Genomic DNA, 16,464 nt, shown 5'->3' with positions numbered 1-16,464 from the left:
ATTTTTCCCTCTTCTCTATTTAAATAAAACACTTTGATAGGGCAAAAGTACATTTTTCGCTTTATCTGACTCGTTTTCGTGGGTATTTACAAAAAGCTGTTCTATTTCTTTGGGCCAAGTAATTTCTTCTACATTTGTACCAAGGTTCGTAAAGGAATAAACACGTTCGTTTTGGTACTCGCGAACATAAGCAATCACATTTTCCGGTACGTTTGATAAAAATTCGATCGTCCCATTGATTAAAATTGAACTAATTTCGGAGGTTTGTCTTAAGTCAACCATTTTCTTATAGAAATCCAAAACTATACTATTTTGTGTATTAATTTTAGGATACTCTTGTGTCATTTCTAACCAAGGTTGGTTTTGAGAAAAACCGCCAAATTTTTCATTATTCCATGGCATTGGTGTACGTGTATTATCACGACTACGTAAATTAACAAAATGCAATGCCTCTTTTTCTGAATAGCCTTCTGCCATTCCCCGATAAAAATTATCAATGCTAGAAATATCATCAAATTCATCAATATGGGTTCTTTCAGCATTAAGCATTCCTAACTCTTGTCCTTGATAAATAAATGGTGTGCCACGTAAAAAGAAATACAGTGCTGCAATTCCGCAAGCAGAATTAGTATTTTGATAATCTTTATGAACTAGTTTAGACAATGCTCTAGGTTGGTCATGATTTTCGATGAAATTTGCTGCCCAGCCCGCTTTTTGGATAGTCTCTTGTGATTGTTCTAATAAGGCTTTAAAATCTTTGACTTGCCAGTGAGAACGTTTAAACCAATCGGTGCCCGACTCCACATCAATATCAGCATAATGAAAGTCAAAAATCATAGAGAAATAACCATCTTTACCAATAAATTCTTCATAATCTTGATAGTCAACACCTGAGGCTTCACCCACAGTTATGCAGTTATATTTTTCAAAAGTTTCTCTTTTTAATTCATTTAAAAATTCTCCAATGCCTGGTCGGTTACGTGTCTTACTCTTACAAGAGACAAGACCATCCGCGCCATCAGCTGGTAAAGAAGCAAAATCTTGATCCTTTTTTATAAAAGTAATAGAATCAATACGGAATCCAGCAACGCCTTTTTCTAGCCAGCGATTGATCATTGCGTAGATTTCTTGTCTTAGTTCAGGATTTTCCCAATTTAAATCGGGTTGTTCTTTACCAAAAAGGTGTAAGTAGTAAGCATCCTCTCCCTCGACTTTTTCCCAAGCAGAGCCTCCAAATTGAGAGCGCCAATTATTTGGACGTTCTTTGCCTTCTTTAAAAATATAATAATCACGATATTTACTATTTTTATCTGCTAAGGCTTTTTGAAACCACTCGTGCTCATCAGAGGTGTGATTCACTACTAGATCTAATATAATTTTGATATCCATTTTATTCGCATCTTCTAATAATAAATCAAAATCAGCCATGGTCCCAAATTGCGGGTCAATTCCCTCATAATCAGCAATGTCATATCCATTATCATGCATAGGCGACTTAAAGATAGGACAAATCCATATCGTGGTGACGCCCAGTTCTTTCAAATAAGGTAGTTTTTGGCGAATACCGTTTAAATCGCCAATTCCATCCCCATTAGAATCGTTAAAACTTTTTGGATAAATTTGGTAGATAACCTCATCCTTCCACCAGTCTTTCTTTAATTCTTGCATTAATTTTACTCCTTTTCTTGTATGATATCGATACCACATTTGTTAAAGAAACAAGAAAATCCGATCTTTATTATGCGGATTTTCTTTTGATTAACGTCAATTTTAATTGCGCTTGATCAGCTTCATACGCCATCCCTTTGATTTTAGCTAGTAATAATTTCGTTGATTCACTACCTAAAGCAGCCACAGGTTGAGCAATTGTAGTTAAAGGCACGGTTAATAGCGATGTCGATGGTTGATTATCAAATCCCATAATCGCTAAATCTTTAGGAACTTGATATTTTTTTTGCAGCATTCGTTCCATAATTCCCATCGCTACTTCATCACTATTTGTAAACACAGCATCCGGACGATTTAATCGTGGTAGATGCAATATTTTATCGGCTACCTCAGTCCCATCTTGACTCGTGTGAACTTGGCGAAAAATCCAGTTTCTTTTAATTGGTAACTGTTTTTCTAATAAGGCTTGTTCGAACCCCTCCGTACGAGACCTCCCATGCCCTTCATTTGCCAATGTACCACCTGTACAATAAGCAATCTTTTGATACCCTTTATCAGCTAAATACAACATGGCATCATAAACGGCTTGCTTTTGGTCGGTAACGACTGTTGGAATCAAAGCCTCACTTGTTTGTTCGTTACACAATACAATGGGGCCAAATTCTTGATAGCTTGCGATCGTCTCAGGGTTGCCCTCTACTGAACACATGATTAAACCAGCAATTACCTGCTGCTTCAATAGTTCTAACATATTCATTTCTGATTTTTTATCATCATACGTTTGCATAATAAGTACATTATAATGATTTTTCTTCGCTTCTTTTTCAATCGCATCGACTAAATAAGAAAAAAATGGATTCGTTATTCTTGAGACGAGGATGCCAATCATGTTTCCTTTTTTAGATCGTAATTGAGTCGCAATCGAACTTGGCGTATAATCAAGCTCTTCCATGGCAGCTTTAATTCTTTGCTTCTTATCTTCTGAGATATAAGGATGATCGTTTAAATATCTAGAAACCGTCGCAACAGATAAGTTAGCCTTATTCGCTACATCTTTGATGGTTGCCATAGAAAGAACTCCTTTGTGGTATCGATTTCAGGTTTACTATATACTTTCGCTTTGTTTTTGTCAACACGTTATTTTACTTTTCCAAAATTTCAATTAAATTCGCCAAGTCGTTGCCGCAATATTTGCTTGTCCTTCAGAGAAAAATTCAATGCCATTACTCATTTCTTCATTAAACAAACGTGTACTAAAGACTTCTTGTCCATCATTAATAAAAATCTCAGCCGAAGATTCGTCAACAAATAGCCGTAAGTCAAACTTAGTTATATCAAAATCACACTTTCGAGTAGTCCCATATTCTTTAGTAGATAGTTTTCCACCTTTTGAGCGATCCAAAACTAATTTATTTTCATCTGCATCATAATAAAAAAGAACTTCCTCTGCTGCTCCGACTCTAAATTTTAAACCTGTTTTCCCATAACTGGCAGCGTCAATAGTCAATTTTAATTCATACGTACGAAAAGCTATTTCACTCCACTTTTCCGTTTCCTGATCTAAAGAAACACTCGTTGCATGTTTTTCCTTGCGTAGTTCTTTTAATTCGGGTAAAGGCTTTTGGATAACTTTGTCGTCTTTTATCTCTAAAACACGCGGTAATGTTAAACAGTGCGCCCAACCATATTCATCCGTCACACTATCGACATCTGGCAAGCCAAACCAGCCAATCATAATCCGTCTTCCGCTCGGGTCAAGCATTGTTTGCGGCGCATAAAATTCAAAACCATGATCAAATTCGTTGAAATTTCCATGGTTAAATTTACCATCATTTTGAAAATCAATAGGTTCTCCTAAAAGATAGCCTGACTGATAGATATTCCGAAAGTCATCGCCTTGTGCATCCATTCCTTGCGGGCAAAACATCAAAACTGCCTTATCATTTATTTCAAAATAATCTGGACATTCCCACATAAAACCGTTATTTTGCAGGAAGTTCGTTTGTATTTCACCTTTTAATGTCCAATCCAGCAAATTAGTTGATTCATAATAGACGATTTTCCCTTCATCTGTTTGTATTTGCGCGCCGATGACACAAAAGTATTTCCCATCTTTTTCAAAGACCTTAGGATCACGAAAGTTATCCGTATAGCCTTGCGGAGAACCAGAAATAAAAGGTTGTTCCGTTTTTTCTATATTCCCTTCTTTGTCCATCGTAGCAATACACTGATAAGGAATTCGTTCCCATTGTTGAGTTCGCGTGTTTCCTGTGTAGAATAAAAACAGTTTCTCGTCATGGACAAAACCTGATCCTGAAAATACGCCATGACTATCATATTTTGTATCCGGCTTTAAGCCAATTCCTTCATCTTCCCAATAGACTAAATCTTTTGAAGAAACATGATACCAATATTTTAAGCCATGAACAGGACCCAAAGGAAACCACTGATAAAATAAATGGAATTTACCGTTATAAAAACTAAATCCATTAGGGTCATTTAATAAACCCGTTTTAGGTTGAATATGAAACGTTTGTCTGTATGGTGATTCTTGCACTTGTTTTTCCAATGCATTCAATTCTTCAGAAGATACATCTTCAATTCGACGATAACGCTTTTCTCTTGACCATTCCATATGTGAACCTCCTCTATTTTTATATTTATTCATTTAGCTATTTGATTTTCTAACAAGTTGCTAAATGAAACTCCTATAATCGTACAATATATTGTAACTAATGAAAAGAAGCTTTCTATAACTTTTATGTATAGAAAGCTTCTTAAACTAAGTAATGCTACCTTATAGCAATTAAATTCTCACTCTAAATATGTTTCTCTCAACTGTCGGATATTTTCTTCTGTGATATTTAATTCAGACTTAAAATAATTGTCAATGCTCCCAGATTCTTTAATCATTTCATCAAAAGAAGCTTCTAAATATTCTGGTCTTGTATCTAACATGGAGTACAAATAACCTAAAATGTTCTGATCATTAGTTTCATTTGAATATTGATCCATTCTTCTTTGATTTCTCGTTTCTCTTAGTTCTTTTGTTAACATAAAATCTTGTATAATTGTTTCCATGTCAATACCCAAAAGATATAATATTAAGGCAACTCCATACCCTGTTCTATCCTTTCCCCCTCGGCAATGTTGATCAATTGGAACGTTTTTTTCATCGAGGACTATACCAAGCATTTCTTTAAAACTTTTCTTATTTTCTTCTAACCGGACAAAGTCTTTTGCCTGTTCAATCATCGTTTTTCCCGAATTATCGAATTTTACATCACTATCTACTTCACGATTAACCAAATGTTGTACTTTTTCCTTTGTATTACTTGCTTTAGCAGCTAAAACAGCTCTTTCTGCTTCAGGTATAATATGAAATGTATTCTTTAAAGCTTCCCAACTTTTATTTGGCTGATCACTATATTCATCTGCTCTCCGGTAATCAATAATGGTCCGAAGCCCTATCTCGTTTAGAACAAGTTGGTCATACTCTGTTAAGCGATGTAGATGGTCTGACCGGAATAGTTTTCCCCATTTAATTCTTTGTTTTGACTTTGTGATATAACCACCTAAATCACGAAAATTATTTGCTCCTTCTAAAGGTAGTACCCTTGTTGCTATAGTTATTTGAGAATTATGGTCCTTTAATACGAAATACGGACGATAATATTCTACCGTTGTGACTTGTACCACATGTTCTTTTGTAGCTAGTAGTAACTTTCCAGCTTCTTTAGTTTGGTTATCTAGTAAAAATATGCTTACTTCAGTATCCCCCATCCAAGTTATAGTATAAATACCTTTACCCGTCTTTTTTACTTCAGCGCTTTTTATCATTTGTTTTCTCCTTATGAGTTTTGGTTAGCAATTTCTAATTCTTCAGAATACTTTTGTTTATCCATCATTTTAATAAAAGGATACCAAACTGCGAGAAGAATAATTAGCTGTATTATGTGCATAATAATCATTCTCCAACCGCCTAATAGAAAGGCTCTAAAAATTTCAGGAGTACCAGCCGTTTGTACTGGAATCCCATTCGGAGGCGCTATAAGTCCAATATAAGTAGCGAAATAGGTCACAGCAACACTTATTGTCCCTCCCATTGTTAGCGGAATAAATACAATCGGATTTAAGACCATCGGCATACCAAATTTAAATGGTTCACTGATGCCAAAAAAGGCTGGAATAAAACCAACTTTTCCAAGAGTTTTCAATTGTTCGCTCTTACAGCGAATACATAAGATAGCATACGCCAGCGCTCTTGGTCCCTTTTGATTTGTTATAAAAGTCATTGTTACAATATAAGGTAAAGCTGTACCGGCACTAAAAGCCTGCAAGTTAGCAACGTCAAAAGGATAAAAAATTGAAAATAAAATCGCATTTGTGGCCATTGTTCCATGAATGCCAAAAAACCAGAGAAACTCAGCGAAGAAAACTAAGATTAAAGCTGCTGGTAAGCTTGAACCCAAACCTTGTAATGGTATTTGGATCAGCTCTATGATTGTGTCGTGAATATTATCATAAGGCGTAAAAGTAAATAATAAATTAACAACTGCGTAAATTCCAGCAACTAAAAAAATCGGTAACATCGAAATAAAAGTTCTCGATACAAATTCTGGAACACTATCCGGTAATTTTATAGTTAAGTGCTTATTATTATAAAAGATTGAAAACAACCGTGTCGCTGTTAATGATACTAACATGGCAACAATCATTCCGCCTGATCCAGTATAAGTAAGATCTAAGCCAATAAAACTACCATCTTCAATAATTAATGGGGTAACTAAGAAAAAAGCCATTACAGAAGAAATCATAGCCATAAACCGATCCACTTTTAATTCTGATGCTAAACTATTTGATAATGCTAAAACAACATATACAGAAAGCAAATCCATGGTAACAGTAGAAATAATATTAAAAACATCGCCTATTCCAGTCTGAGTAAGAAAATTTTGATAGGCTTCTATATTTAAGCTGAACAATACATCCGCAAAAGAACCTACCATTAAAATTGGCAAAATTGACATCATCCCGCCTGCAACAGCTGAGACATATTTATTTCGCTGAAATTTTCCCATCCATTTTTGAACTTTATTTTGGAAGTTCCTTAACTTATCCTTATTTAATACACTCATATTTCGCGACTCCTTATTTTTCTAAAAGTTCTAGAGCTTCATTTAATACTTTCTCCCCATTCATCATCCCATAATCCATCTGACTAATGACGGTAATGGGAATAGAAAAACTCTTTTTCAGTTCATCTTTGATATGTCCAACTTGTGGCCCTAGCAGAATAATATCAAGATCCTCATAGTTATCTAATGCTGATTCTGATACGGCGTCTATTTCAACTTCTATTCCTTTTTTTTCTGCTGCTTTGTTCATTTGAGTAACTAACATACTAGTAGAAAAACCACCAGCACATGCTAGCATAATTTTATAAGCCATCAATATCTCCATCCTTTTTTCATATATTCAATAAATTCTTTTGCTAAATCATTGACAGTAATCGCGTTCATTAAATGATCTTGGGCATGAACCATTAACAAGGTAGTTTTATCCGATTGTTCTCTAATCTCTTGTTGGATCAACTCTGTTTGTACATTGTGAGCAATCGTCAAAGACTCTTTTGCTTGTTTTAATAATGTCTCACTCTGGGGAAAGTCCCCTTGTCTTGCTTTTTGAACAGCTTTGATGCTGCTTGCTCGAGCATTTCCCCCATTTGAAATTAACTGCATGATTATTTGTTCCTCTTCCATTGATTAACCTCCCATAAAATATTTAGAATAGGTAAATTATTTTGAACAATTTTATATACCATAAAAATATAATCCACCTAAACTATGTATGTTACGTATATTATAAGCGTTTACATTTTAATTGATGTTTTATTTTGAAAAAATACACTTCTTTCATTCCCTAGAAAGAAGTGTATTTGTAATATTACACCAACGTTATTTTTTTATTTAATTGTTTCGCGTATTTTTTAAATAATTTATTCATCACTAATAATATTGGCGCTTTATCAGTAACATTATATTCGTCTATCCTCTGTTCAGGAGAATAACAAAACATCCTTTCATCTGACAATCTGGCTAATGTATTATTTGTCAAATGTGTTAACGAAATTATTTGGTGGTTTTGGTCTTTTGCTTCTTGAGCGAATTCTATCATTTGTTTCTTTTCACCAGAAAGACTAATAAAAAAGAATAACTCATTTTCGCCATGCCTAATAAGATGTTGCAATTCATTGGGGTAATTACAAAAATAAGACTTGTAATCGATAGAATAAAAATTATCAACAATCAAACGTGTAACATAAGCAGTTTGTCCCATTGAGTAAAAATTGATTCTTTTTGAACTTTTTAGTTTATCTATAATTTTTTGATTTTTTGATTCATTAATCAACTCTACGTTTTTTGTTAAAAGTTGTTCAGTGTCACTATTATAAAGAAAATGATTATTCTCATTTTTAACTGAATGTTTTAAATCAGAAAAACCAGAATAACCAAGTTTATGGCATAAACGTGAAACTGTGTTAGGCACTGTATAAAATTTTTCTGCTATAGTAGTAATTTTTATAAATTCTATATTTTGCTTATTTTTTTCAAAATATTCAATTATTTCGTCTTCTAAATCTGTAAAATGAGCAGACTCGTTAATTACCCTCTCTTCAAAATTCATAAAATATTGTCCTCCCTTAAAAATAATTAACTCAGCTTAACAATCCATTGTTAGCGTTTTCTTTTCCAAGCTATTACTTATCCGTGGCTATTAAGGTTCTTTATTAAAACAAGAAATTTTTTATTCTTAATGACAGTGCAACTATTTTTTTCTGACATTAAAAAGTTGTATTATAATTAATATAAGTGAAAGATTCAACTTATTAATGTTCAGAAGAATTTTCCATAGTAAATTCACTTATTATAGAGCCATAAAAACCTACATTCATCATATACCAATGCAAAGAAATAACCTAGATTACTTTAAGGTAAAGACATAGAAGTTACGCAAATTATTGAAATATTAAACAACAACGTCATTTATAAAGCCCTTACAAAGAAAGGCAAATAGTTACCTTATTTTGTTTCATCTAACCATGCTTGTTCTTTTCAGCAAAGTTGAATAAATGTCATTTTCATTTTATACGCTCCCTTTTTAATTAGCCTTATATTCTATTAAAACCAGCACTATGTTCTTACAATTTTGAGCAACTACTACAACCTAATCAGCTAATTGCAGAAATCCTTTGAGTAATTAGAAAAATGTTGTTAAATATCTGAAGTGTTGTTTTTTAAGGCAACATTTTAAATAAACATTATAAACTATGCTATTTGTATGTGCAATAAACTTTTAGAAGGAACAACTTATTTGTGAGAAGAAAGAAATTTAATTTCTGTCACTTAACAAACAAAAATCGTGAATACTTATATAACGACTATCTGATAAAAATTATTTCGATAGAAAAGGTAAAAATATATAATTCTATCCTATACAAAAAGCGATAAATTCAAAGCTAGTAACTTGAATTTATCGCTTTATTTTATGTTCTTCATTCTTTCTCTTCTTGCATCAATTGTTCTTCATAAATGGGATCATAATCAATACTTAATCCATCTTCTTCAAAGCTATCACTTGACCCCAAAAGAATTTTATTAACCGCATAAATTGAATCAGCTTCTTTAATTTTTTTGATTACTTTGTCTTGCTGGTCTTCTTCTAAATCACTGGTTCGTTGCCAGTGATGAATGGCGAGTTGTTGCGCGTCTTTAACTGAATATCCTTTTGATTCTAAGATAGCTGTCTTTGTCCATAAAAAATTCGTTTTTTTGATATGATTTAAATCTTCGTCCTCATATGTTCTACCATCACGATCTAAAGCATAGACAAACATCCCGTACAATTGATGTTTGTGTACATATTGTGCTAATTCTTTCATATGGCTTGTTTCGTAGGGTTCTTTTGCATCATACCAACGATTTTCATCTTGTTCTTCGGGAAAAGCCAAGCCTGGCATAAATTGATCCTTATCAATTAAGTGTTCATAATCCGCCACTGCGTTTTCCGTTCGATCAGTATCCGAACCATACTGTTGATAACCCAAATAAGTAAAACAATCAGCCACATTTTCAAATGGATCTAAATTAGAAGCATTCGTATCATAAACAAAAACTGTCCCTTCTTCACCTTTAGGTCCAATATATTGTGCTAATGCCTTAATCACTCCGTCAGAGATTTTAACTTCTTCTTCAGATGGGGCGGTTTCCATATCAATGTCCAGCCCATCAAGTCCGTATTCATAAACATGTTCATTCAAAAGCTCTTTAGCAAATTGATCAAACTCTTCTTCAGTCGGAACATCGTCTTGATAATTGATTTTCAGTAATTCTGAATAGTCAATTGCTTTTGTTAACTTAACTCCTCTTTTGTGCAGGTTAAGCACATACTCACTTTTTAATTTTTCAAAGAAAGGCTCGGCCTGCTCCTCTTCTCCTTCAGGAACAAAACTAAAAATATTAACAATATCAATACCATAAGGAATATCATTCATATTTAACTGATTTTCATCCGTCAACTCAGTATTCACACCCTGCATTGTTTCATCCCGCCATGCTCGATAATACGCCATAAACTGCGGTTTTTGTTTTTGTTCCTGGGTAACTTCTGAGCTTATTGTAGTCGAAGTTGCTTGTATTGCTTGTCCGTTGTTGCCACAAGCCGTAACAACCAAGCCACATAAGAAGACAAGGCCTATTTTGATAATTTTTCTCATCTTTTTCCTCCATTTTCTTTGAGGCAAAGTGTTCTATAATGAAATACCAACTGACAAAATGTCATATTTGACCAGGAAAACCATTCTCTTGTGTATTGCGTGGGTTCATCAACAAATATCCCTTCATGACATTGGTTAGTTCCGGCATCTGTTGCGCAAATTAAGTCAATTTTGGCTTTTATTTCAGCTGTATTTTCTGTCGTTAATCCTTCCATAGCAAGCGCTATTGGCCACGCATAATTTTCAGGAGTGTGCGGACTCCCAATTCCTGCTAGATAATTTCCCGCGTAGTAAAAAGGATTATTTTTACTTAAACAGTGCTTGCGAGTGCTTCTATACAAGGGCTCATCCGAAGCACAATAGCGTAGAAATGGCAATGACAACAAACTTGGAACATTGGCATCATCCATAAACAGTTGATTTCCCAATCCATCTACTTCATAGGCGTAAACCTCGTCATCCCCAACTGTCATCAGTCCAAATTCTTGCACTCCTTTTTCGATTTCGGCAAGTAAAGTAGTCATTTTATGCTTCATTTCTACATAACTTTTGGGTAAAATTGGTAAAAGTTGTTTTAAAACTGAAATAATAAATAAATTGCCGGCAATGAAATAGCCGTAAACACACGCATCATCACTTGGGCGAAAGCCACTCCACACCATCCCAGTATAATTTACAGGTGAACCGCGTCCATCATTTTGCAAGGTATCCGAAGGTGGACAATCCGTTCTTTTAAAATAGTAAGGTGAAGTTTCATGATGTTGTTCGACAATGAAAACATCCAGAATTTGATCAACCGTTTGCCAAAAATATTCCGTTAAATGTTCTTTGTATCCTGTCTTTTCATATAATAGAAAAGACAGGTATAAAGGAGCACATAAAGAGTCAATTTCAAATTTGCGTTCCCATACTAAATCAGAAATTGGAATGTTCGAATGGTCTTCACTGAAATGTGCACCAGTAGCCCTTTTATTAAAGGCGTTTGCGTAAGGATCATGCTGTATAAAAGCCAGTTGTTGGCTAATCACGCCATGCAACAATGCTTTTATTTCCGGGATATTTTCAGTTAGTTGAAGGTACGGCAATACTTGAAAGGTTGAGTCTCGTAGCCACATAGCTGGAATATCCCCTGTTGCAACAAAGATTTTCCCATCAGGCTGCACCGAAACGGTATTGGTAATCGTGTCAACAAGCGCGTGACGAAATAGCTCCGTTACTTTTTTAGAATATAAAGTTATTGAATCAGCATAAATGCTGATTTTAGTAATCAATTGTTGCTGATCGATCATCTCATCCCTCTTTTCTAACCTTTTTGCGGATAAATGCCGTAAGTTCGAATTTCTCCTGGTTTAAAAGAAGCCATTTGATAACGATTCTTTGTCTCAGTAAGATGTTGCAAGTGTTGTCCACGCAGGTTTAGTTGGGCAATCGTGCTTAATGTTTTACAGTTAATAGATCCTGGAGCTGGAATTTCTTTCTCACTTGGATTGTACATGCGTACTTCATAACCTGTTTGATCAGTGGTAGCTTGCAGGCTGCTGAAGACAACTTGTAACTCTTCTAATTCGAATAATGCTTGATGTTCAATTGAATGATTCAATTGATTAATTGAAAAATACTCAATAGGCGTTGTAAACTGGTTTAACGTTTGGTTTTGATAATAAAGATTTTCTTGGGTCAACTGAACGTAATGATTTTCAAGTGTTACTGGAACATAATTTTCTTCAATAAGCAACCTACCAGAAAATTCAAAGTCTCCTAGTAATTGACTATCTGGCGTAGGCACGACAGTCGTTTGCAGTCCGGAAGCATCGCCGGGGCGACGGAGTAAATCGGGTCTACCTAAATAACCTACACCTCTTAAAACAGTCACCGCTAATTGTTGAAAGTCTTCCCCAATGAGTTGAAAATCTTTCGCTCCTTTGCTAACAAAGGACCAACTTGAAACATCGTTGTGGGTATTGGCAAAATGGATCATTGGTCGCATGCTAGTGGGTTCTTCTTTATAACCGATCTCTTGCCAATCTTTTAAGTGCTTATCTTCTACTGGACGCGCGATCACGCCAAAAGGAGTATCTGCATAAGAATAATTTGCTTTGACATCCGTGGCTAGAAGCAAACGTAAACGGTGATCCAGGATTTGATTATCAATGTGTAAGGAAACATCGATAGCTTGGGTGTCTTTGGTTAATTTCAGGCATAGATTATAAGAAATTTCACCGTTACGTACTTGCTCTTTTCTAGCAGCTAGGTTATATGGCAATGACCATTTCCCTTTTAACTGCAAAGTACTAACAAAAGTACCTTGTGCGGCTTTACCTTGGGCAACAGAAAAGTCCAATGAAAGCAGCCAGTCAGCAAAAGCAGGCGAGTAATCATAATTATCCCCTTCGTCTCCTCCATCTTCAAAGGTTAAAAAGTTGGGATATTCTTTTTTATTATTTTTATTATACAAATCAATACCGTCGCCATTAAAAGTTAGTTTATAATGTTCATTTTCAATAGAGTCAGGCGTAACATCTAGTTCTGACATGGATATTTCATTTTCTTCAATATGGTATTGGAGAAAGTCCATTGCCGGAACAGCTACTGGAAAAGCAATTTTAGTTAGATAATAAAAATTATCCGCCATTTCTTTAGGTTCACGTCGCAAAACGGCTGCATTTTCTTTTTGCTGGTCCAAAACATCAAAGGTTATGGTTTGTCCTTTTTGATCGAATAAAGCAAAATTCGGCTGTTTGGTGGATACACTAAATTCACGAACTTGCTGATTTACAACAGGTAAAGGATTCCAGATGAATAAATCATTGGATGCACTATTTTCTACTGAAATACTCATTTTTCGCAATAAATAATCACGCAAAGATCCAGCCATCTGCAAAGCATCCAGTCCACGTTGCTTAATATCTCGATTGGTCTTGTCACTGTTACAACCACCAGAACTGTCATGAGCTTGCCCACGAGCAATCGTCTTCCAAATATCATCGATCAGTCCTTGTTTAAGTTCCAATCCTTTGTGGTTAGCCACTGCAGATAGAGGTTCGACTTGATAAATCATCATGCGTTCCAAACGGTCATATAATTGTTTTAAGTCCGCTCGTGAAGAATAAATTCCGCGATGAATCTTGGAAAGGGAAGGATCGATAAACTCTCCTGAGACCGATGGGAGTTCTTCTTTTTCCAATTGGTCAAAAAATTCTGTGTAATTACTTTCGACAAACAACGTCTTTTCATCGGTAGCATCATTTGCTTTAGAAACACGTTTTTTTAAATTGAAATCAACGGGGCGTTGATCCCCACCTACCGGCAATAAAGCAGGTTCGTTGGTAGTTTCTGTGGTTATATTCTCCACTAAGCTCTTAAATTGGTTCCTTTCGACCAAGTCCACCCCAGCAAAATACCCATTTTTGATATTGGCAGTAACCACTTGTGAACCATCATTACTCGTCCAATAAAAGTATCTAGCATCCACTTCTTTAGGTGTCCCCCGCCAAAACAAGGCACGTTTAATTCCTACTCCATTATAAATTTTAGGCATATCTTGCGATTGACCAAAGGAATCCGGCAAATAGCCCACATCCATAGCTGAACCAAATGCGTCAGCGGCTTTCATCCCTAGTCGCAAGTTACGCACGACTGCTTCTCCGCTGGTTACCATCTCATCAATTTGGGTATACCAAGGGCCAATAAATAAACGCCCGGCAGTAACATAAGTTTGAACCAAAGTTTTTTTTGCTGGAAAGTCAGCTAAGTAATCGTCTAAAATCGACATTTGCCCATCCAAAATATAATAGTCTAATTGATTTTTTTCTAAAGCAGCAAAAACTTCATCCATATGAAAGGCAAACTGAACTTTTGCTTCTTGTCTGGTAAAATACCACTCAAAATCCCAGTGTGTATGGGCAACAACATGTACTTTCTTCAAAAACGACACTCCTTCAATCATTATTTACAACTATTTATTCTTTTATCAAGTGTTCCTTAAATAAACTCCTGATTTACAGATAAGATATCCATAAATCAGGGAAGTTTATAACACACTGACACTACTCACCTAAATTTCCTTTGACTGCGTCTTCTAATTCATCAGTAAAAGGTTGTAATCTTTTGCCCGCAGGTTTGGCTTTTTCCGGTTCTTCGCCTTCTAACATTGGCCGATCATAATCTAAGCTTTCTTCTCTTAATTTTTGACCTTCTTCATAATGTTGTTGTGCACTATTCCTATCGTCATCATCGATTGCCTCTTGTGCTTTTAGGTACTCAACGTCTGCTAGTACCATGTCGTGTAAGGCATTCACAAAAGGTGTCAGCTCCTCTTTTAGGTTTTCATTGTCAGCTTCGTCTAAGAAAATTTCTCCTGCGTTTGCAATATATTCTAATTCGTTGATTAATTCAGGAGCTGTGTCCTCGATGGATTCTCCATTTTCGATATGCTCAAGTGTACCATCAAGCAAGCCTTTGAGTTTTTCACTTTCATCTGCCTCCAGCCCTTCTCCAGGATCAGCGTGTGTCATATGTTGCGCAAGAATAGAAAATGCCGCAGTTGCATTCGGCTCAACATATTGCATACTATTTTCCCAACTTTGTTGTGCATCAAAATCCTCATTGTTCCAGACATAATCAGCAATAGCAAAGATCGCAATTTTCGAGGCTTCGGCTTCTTGCATCGGGTTGGTCACCACACCGGAAAGCCCTTCTACATTAGACTCGAGCATATCCCCTTTACCTAAGAAAACACGCTCCATATCCACATCATTTACCGGCCAATTCAACCAGAACAAAGGATCCCTGCGCTTATTTCCTTCGTTATCAAGATTTTTAAAATCATCGATGGTATCCTGTGTCACAGGCGCTACTGTCGTTTCTCCGGTCCAAAGAATTTGAACATCATCAGCAAAGTTTTCTTCCAATACATTCAATTCTTCGCCATCATCCCAGGCCCAATCAGAGTTATAAGCAGCTGGAGTGTAGATGGTGTCTTTCACATCGCCTTTTTCATCTGCCCACTTGGAAACAGCGTTCATTTGCTCTACCACATAATCAAGCGGCAAAGCCCCTACATCATCACCTAAAATCCCAAATTCTCTAACACCTGCATCATAGAGTTGGTCAAATTTGGCTAGCAGTTTCTCGTTGTTTTCATCTACTAAATCCATGGCTGCTTCCTCTCCTTCATCTTGGGCAATTTCTGCTACCTCACCCAAAGGAGAAATCGACCAGACAAAGTCTGTCTTATTTTGTTTTCCGACAGCAACCATATCACTAATTTCATCCAATTCTTCTTCAGGATAAAGATCATCCCATTTTTCCCGATGATAAGGGTCATCTTTTGGCGCAAATATATAAGAAGTCGTTTTAAATTTTCCGCCAAATTCCATCAAAGATTTACGGTCTTCATTTGACCAAGGGATGCCATAATAGCCTTCAATGAATCCTCGTATTGCTGTATTTGCATAATCTTCAATTTGAACTTGGCGTATAGCATTATCCTGTGTTTGATCCAAAATCATATCTAGCGTTGCCAGTCCATAAAAAGCTGCATCCGTATCTTTTCCAAGAATAGCAATCGAATCTTCATTGATTACTAACTGATAAGCGTCATTATTGTCAAAAACTTGTTCGCCGCCTGATAAAATATCTTGAGCCTGTTGTTCAGCTGGACCATCAGAACCTTTCGTCCCGATATAGATATTAATGGCTTGGTTCGAAGGCTCGTCCGTAACTTTAGGCTCTGGCAAATGATGGTCGGCAAAAATACTTGTTGCTTTATCTTTTGTCACATCATCGATCGTATCATCATATACAACTTGCGTCGCTTGATTAAGTGTTAATTCTTGCTCTCCATATTCTACTGCATGAGGATTCGGGTAGATATTGTATTCCTTACTTGCAGTAGCTGTACTTCCTGCCATATTATTGACAGAGTCGCCAGAAGAGTCTCTAAAAAAGTAAATACCACCTACAATGATTAAAAATCCTACTATAATTACAGATACTATGGCTAGCATTCTTTTTGACAT

Annotated in this window: 12 protein-coding genes; all 12 read right to left on the bottom strand. The window is 35.6% G+C overall.

Annotated features, from left to right (window positions below; translation table 11 throughout):
• Positions 1-15: 15 nt before the first annotated feature.
• Complete coding sequence (locus C7K43_RS02130; RefSeq protein WP_124005344.1) at positions 16-1,668, bottom strand: glycoside hydrolase family 13 protein; 1,653 nt, start codon at positions 1,666-1,668, stop codon at positions 16-18.
• A gap of 70 nt (positions 1,669-1,738) precedes the next feature.
• Positions 1,739-2,737: a LacI family DNA-binding transcriptional regulator gene (locus C7K43_RS02125; RefSeq protein ID WP_124005343.1), complete on the bottom strand. Its 999-nt coding sequence runs from the start codon at positions 2,735-2,737 to the stop codon at positions 1,739-1,741.
• Between the two features lie 93 nt (positions 2,738-2,830).
• Positions 2,831-4,303 (bottom strand): sucrose-6-phosphate hydrolase, encoded by a 1,473-nt coding sequence (locus C7K43_RS02120; RefSeq protein ID WP_124005342.1) that lies wholly within the window; start codon positions 4,301-4,303, stop codon positions 2,831-2,833.
• A gap of 179 nt (positions 4,304-4,482) precedes the next feature.
• On the bottom strand, positions 4,483-5,508 hold the full coding sequence (locus C7K43_RS02115; RefSeq protein ID WP_124005341.1) for a tyrosine-protein phosphatase: 1,026 nt from the start codon (positions 5,506-5,508) through the stop codon (positions 4,483-4,485).
• Between the two features lie 11 nt (positions 5,509-5,519).
• Positions 5,520-6,806, bottom strand: coding sequence for a PTS sugar transporter subunit IIC (locus C7K43_RS02110; protein ID WP_124005340.1), 1,287 nt, complete (start codon positions 6,804-6,806; stop codon positions 5,520-5,522).
• Positions 6,807-6,819: 13 nt separating this feature from the next.
• The gene (locus C7K43_RS02105; RefSeq protein WP_124005339.1) at positions 6,820-7,119 is read right to left on the bottom strand and encodes a PTS sugar transporter subunit IIB; all 300 of its coding nucleotides are present in this window, start codon (positions 7,117-7,119) and stop codon (positions 6,820-6,822) included.
• Positions 7,119-7,430: a PTS sugar transporter subunit IIA gene (locus C7K43_RS02100; RefSeq protein WP_124005338.1), complete on the bottom strand. Its 312-nt coding sequence runs from the start codon at positions 7,428-7,430 to the stop codon at positions 7,119-7,121. Before C7K43_RS02100 ends, C7K43_RS02105 begins: the two co-directional genes overlap by 1 nt.
• A 184-nt stretch (positions 7,431-7,614) precedes the next feature.
• Positions 7,615-8,355, bottom strand: coding sequence for a MurR/RpiR family transcriptional regulator (locus C7K43_RS02095; RefSeq protein ID WP_124005337.1), 741 nt, complete (start codon positions 8,353-8,355; stop codon positions 7,615-7,617).
• Positions 8,356-9,223: 868 nt separating this feature from the next.
• Positions 9,224-10,444: an EndoS/ChiA family endoglycosidase gene (locus C7K43_RS02090; RefSeq protein ID WP_226996704.1), complete on the bottom strand. Its 1,221-nt coding sequence runs from the start codon at positions 10,442-10,444 to the stop codon at positions 9,224-9,226.
• On the bottom strand, positions 10,441-11,733 hold the full coding sequence (locus tag C7K43_RS02085) for a glycoside hydrolase family 125 protein (RefSeq protein ID WP_124005336.1): 1,293 nt from the start codon (positions 11,731-11,733) through the stop codon (positions 10,441-10,443). The genes C7K43_RS02090 and C7K43_RS02085 overlap by 4 nt, the downstream gene beginning before the upstream one ends.
• A gap of 14 nt (positions 11,734-11,747) precedes the next feature.
• Entirely contained in the window at positions 11,748-14,369 is a 2,622-nt protein-coding gene (locus C7K43_RS02080) for a glycoside hydrolase family 38 N-terminal domain-containing protein (RefSeq protein ID WP_124005335.1), read from the bottom strand.
• A gap of 121 nt (positions 14,370-14,490) precedes the next feature.
• Positions 14,491-16,464 carry a glycoside hydrolase family 84 protein gene (locus tag C7K43_RS02075; protein ID WP_124005334.1) on the bottom strand — a complete coding sequence of 658 codons (1,974 nt, stop codon included), beginning with the start codon at positions 16,462-16,464 and terminating at the stop codon, positions 14,491-14,493.

Origin of the sequence: Tetragenococcus koreensis (genome assembly GCF_003795145.1) — a bacterium.
Lineage (GTDB): Bacteria > Bacillota > Bacilli > Lactobacillales > Enterococcaceae > Tetragenococcus > Tetragenococcus koreensis.
Note: the sequence above shows the minus strand (reverse complement) of the source record. Positions and strands in the feature narration are given on the sequence as shown.

Excerpts from the sequence above, each read along its gene's own strand:
- C7K43_RS02130 (WP_124005344.1), bottom strand. The coding sequence starts at position 1,668 with ATGCAAGAATTAAAGAAAGACTGGTGGAAGGATGAGGTTATCTACCAA.
- C7K43_RS02125 (WP_124005343.1), bottom strand. The coding sequence starts at position 2,737 with ATGGCAACCATCAAAGATGTAGCGAATAAGGCTAACTTATCTGTTGCG.
- C7K43_RS02120 (WP_124005342.1), bottom strand. The coding sequence starts at position 4,303 with ATGGAATGGTCAAGAGAAAAGCGTTATCGTCGAATTGAAGATGTATCT.
- C7K43_RS02115 (WP_124005341.1), bottom strand. The coding sequence starts at position 5,508 with ATGATAAAAAGCGCTGAAGTAAAAAAGACGGGTAAAGGTATTTATACT.
- C7K43_RS02110 (WP_124005340.1), bottom strand. The coding sequence starts at position 6,806 with ATGAGTGTATTAAATAAGGATAAGTTAAGGAACTTCCAAAATAAAGTT.
- C7K43_RS02105 (WP_124005339.1), bottom strand. The coding sequence starts at position 7,119 with ATGGCTTATAAAATTATGCTAGCATGTGCTGGTGGTTTTTCTACTAGT.
- C7K43_RS02100 (WP_124005338.1), bottom strand. The coding sequence starts at position 7,430 with ATGGAAGAGGAACAAATAATCATGCAGTTAATTTCAAATGGGGGAAAT.
- C7K43_RS02095 (WP_124005337.1), bottom strand. The coding sequence starts at position 8,355 with ATGAATTTTGAAGAGAGGGTAATTAACGAGTCTGCTCATTTTACAGAT.
- C7K43_RS02090 (WP_226996704.1), bottom strand. The coding sequence starts at position 10,444 with ATGAGAAAAATTATCAAAATAGGCCTTGTCTTCTTATGTGGCTTGGTT.
- C7K43_RS02085 (WP_124005336.1), bottom strand. The coding sequence starts at position 11,733 with ATGATCGATCAGCAACAATTGATTACTAAAATCAGCATTTATGCTGAT.
- C7K43_RS02075 (WP_124005334.1), bottom strand. The coding sequence starts at position 16,464 with ATGTCAAAAAGAATGCTAGCCATAGTATCTGTAATTATAGTAGGATTT.